Consider the following 3,322-nt stretch of genomic DNA (forward strand, 5'->3'; position numbering starts at 1 on the left):
TCTACGAACAGGCGTCCTCGGGGTATTATGCGCCCAGCGCCGACAGTATCCGGCGCATGGTGCTCTCCGGCACGGTTCGCGGCAGCGATGCTCGGGCCCGCCTTGTAGGTCGCGAAGCCTATATCGCTGCAGGTGGCCGGATCGAACGCGAACTCTTCGACGACGATGACAGCGAGTCCTGGGTCGATGTCGCGCTTCTCGAAACGCTCGCCGCAGAGGAGATGGAAAAGCGCGCCAAGGCGCTCGCAGCAGAGCAGGGTCTTGCCTGGGTAAGGCCGACGCTTGACGCCTATGCCAGTCACGATCTCGTCGAAGGCCTCATTCGACTTCCAGCCGAGCCGGCTCCGTTGACTGACGCCGAACTTGCCCGCCTTGACGAGCTTGATGCCTCGTACGACGAGCATGCGGCCATTCTTGAGGACGAAGACAGCGCCGAAGAAGCAATTGCTGCGGCCGAGGCGACGATCGAAGCTATCGAGCGCGAATGCCAGGACATTCGGGCAAAGCCCCCGGAGCTGGCACCCGAACTGAAGGCCGATGCCGGAATGATCCTCGTTCTCTCGCGCGACGGCACACCGGTTCTCCAGCCGGTGTTCTACGGCGAGCGCGACATCGAAGTCGTTGGTGACGAAGATGTCGTCGAAGTCGTTGCGAGTGTCGGCAGTGATGGCAGACGCCGTGCAACGCTTTCCAAGCGTCTGGTCGACGAACTTGCGATGCAACGTCGTGACGTGCTCGCGCTCCACGTGGCATCGGATCCCGGCCTTTCGCTCGACATCATGGTCTTCACCCTCGCGGATGCCGACACCCACGACTGGCGGTCACACGCGGCCACGACCTTGCGTGGCGGCGTCCCCGCGGGTCCGATTGTAGGGTTCGAAGCGAAGGATGCGCCGGCAAGCGCATCACTTGCGGACCTGCGCTCGGGTCTCGATGAGAGCTGGCGATCTGGCGAAGACGCTTCGTCGCGCTTCAAGATGTTTCGGGCACTCGCTGATGAAAGTCGCGCAGCATGGCTCGGCTTCGTCGTCGCTCGTACGCTCGAGGCGAGCCTTAACATGGCTGGCGAACGTCAGATCACGTTCCAGGATCATCTGGGCAGCACGATCGGCATCGACATGGCACAATGGTGGCGTCCGACCGCGGCGAACTACTTCGACCGCGTCTCGAAGCAGGTCATCCTTGATGCGCTCACCGACGTTGGCGGTTTGGAACTGTCCTCGCGCTTCGCATCGGTGAAAAAGGGCGATCTCGCGATGAGCGCCGAGCGCGTCTTCGCGGGGACCTACATTACCGAGGTCGAAGTTCGGGAAAGGGCGCTCGCCTGGGTGCCCGAAGTCATGCGCTTTGCCGAGCAGCCGGAAATTCCTGCCCATAACGAAGCGCAAGGTCCCGACGCGGATTGTGTCGCCAACGACGACAATCAGCCCCCGAGCGAGCTGGCCGCCTGACCTCCTCCTGACAGGAACGGCTGCTCGCCACCGTGAAGCGGTCCTCCGGCACATGCCGGGGGGCCGCTTCCTTCATGGAAAGAGAGTGGAGGGGGCTCCGGGATCTCCGGCACTGACCGACGAAACTGTCGTCAGGCCATTTCAGGAGATCCAACATGGCCTATCGCAAGGGACAAAGCAGCGGATTGTCGCCTGCTGCCCGTATCACCCAGGAAATCATCGCCCGCCTCGAGTCCGGCACGAAGCCGTGGATCAAGCCATGGCGCGGTGTGCCAATCTCGCGCCCATTACGCGCGTGCGGCGTCCCTTATCGCGGCATGAATGTTTTCTGGCTCTGGATGGTTGCCGATATGTGCGGTTACGCCTCGCCGTTCTGGATGACCTACAATCAGGCCAAAGAATTGGGTGCGCAGGTGCGCAAGGGCGAAAAATCCACCATCGCCATCTTCTACAAGAGCTACACCAAGGAAGTCGAAGCTCCCGACACCGGCGAAAAAACCGACGAAAGTCGTCGCGTGTTGAAGGCCTATCCGGTTTTCAATGCCGATCAGGTCGAAGGCCTTCCGGAACGTTTCCATCCCGCCGCGACGCTTGAAGTGGTTGAACCCGAGGGCCGTCAGGCTGAACTCGACTCATTCTTTGCCAGTGTTCCGGCCGTCCTGCGGCATCAGGGCGACGAAGCCTATTATGAGCCAGTGGCTGACCGGGTGACAATGCCGCCCGCGCATCTCTTCTCGGGCTTCGACCACTATTACGCGACGCTCGCACACGAGCTGTCGCATTGGACCGGCCATGCCAGCCGCCTCGACCGTAATCTCAAGAATCGATTTGGTTCTGCAGCTTACGCCGCCGAGGAACTCATCGCCGAACTTTCGAGCGCCATGCTTGGCGCTGAGCTCGGTCTGCCAGTCACCCACCTCGATAGCCATGCGAGCTATATCGAGCACTGGCTCAAGCTCCTGAAGCAGGATGACCGTGCCATTCTCACCGCTGCCGCAAAGGCGGAGGAAGCATCAAGGCTTCTGCTCAAACTCGGAGGACGGATCTCTGCCGAAGATACCGACGAGGCGTCTGCCGACGCTGCGTTGGCCGCCTGAAGGAGGGTGTCATGGGCCGATCGGTTAGCTCCCCCAGCGGGGCCATCGTGGCCTTCACGGTGCTCGAAGTCGAAAACGACGACGACTGGGACTTCGAATATGAATGGCTCCGCGAGGATCTGCGTGAGCGCGCTGGGCGGGCTTTCCCTTCCCTGATCGCGCACGACGGTTGGCGGGGGTGCGAAGACCGCATCCTCATGCGCAATGCCTACGCGGATTTCGGCGTGTCGGTTTACGCCGGCCTGGTTGCGGTGTGGATCGTCGAGCGTGACGATGGCGCCTATTGGGATGCCGATTGGCGCACGGCCAGATCGCCGAGGGCACAACGCTGGCTGTCCCAGATCGCCTCCCGCTTTGAAGCGTTGTTCGGCGACTACGTCTGCCTCGGTCACATGTCGAACGGTGAGGGCGTCTACGCAAAACGGGTAGCCTGATGCGCCAGTCACTTTGGTCGTGGCGAAGTGCCTGTCCTCCCTGACGAAGCTTGCTTTTGCACTCATGGTCTGAAGCCATGCGAGAGAGGCCCTGGGCCAGCCGCCAGTCTGCCGCAACCCGGCTTGCGCAGGCCCGAGTTGGCCCGGCCCTTTGGGCCGTTGGCCTGCCCGCGCCAGCCTGCCCAAGCGGGTTTCCCCCTGTCGGGTGCGGAGACTGCCTCAAGCTGGCCCTGACGGGCTCTCGCTGGCGCAGCCATGAGCGGGTGCGTCAGCCTCACGCCAGTCAGGAGGACAATACCCATGCACTCATCATTTTCCGAGCAACTTGCCGGCCTCGACC

The 3,322-nt window shown here is 62.3% G+C and carries 3 protein-coding genes; all 3 read left to right on the forward strand.

All coding sequences use genetic code 11. The features are described 5' to 3' along the window. On the forward strand, positions 1–1,451 hold a 1,451-nt coding region (locus KAY22_RS26655; protein ID WP_296626090.1), incomplete at its 5' end, for a chromosome partitioning protein ParB. Between the two features lie 155 nt (positions 1,452–1,606). Continuing rightward, on the forward strand, positions 1,607–2,548 hold the full coding sequence (locus KAY22_RS26660; protein ID WP_296626091.1) for a zincin-like metallopeptidase domain-containing protein: 942 nt from the start codon (positions 1,607–1,609) through the stop codon (positions 2,546–2,548). Between the two features lie 11 nt (positions 2,549–2,559). Then, on the forward strand, positions 2,560–2,982 hold the full coding sequence (locus KAY22_RS26665) for a hypothetical protein (RefSeq protein ID WP_062912950.1): 423 nt from the start codon (positions 2,560–2,562) through the stop codon (positions 2,980–2,982). Positions 2,983–3,322 lie beyond the last annotated feature (340 nt).

The sequence above is a fragment of the Rhizorhabdus sp. genome (assembly GCF_018006725.1).
Taxonomy (GTDB): Bacteria; Pseudomonadota; Alphaproteobacteria; order Sphingomonadales; family Sphingomonadaceae; genus Rhizorhabdus.

Coding starts and splice junctions, on each gene's coding strand:
- KAY22_RS26660 (WP_296626091.1), top strand. CDS start 1,607: ATGGCCTATCGCAAGGGACAAAGCAGCGGATTGTCGCCTGCTGCCCGT.
- KAY22_RS26665 (WP_062912950.1), top strand. CDS start 2,560: ATGGGCCGATCGGTTAGCTCCCCCAGCGGGGCCATCGTGGCCTTCACG.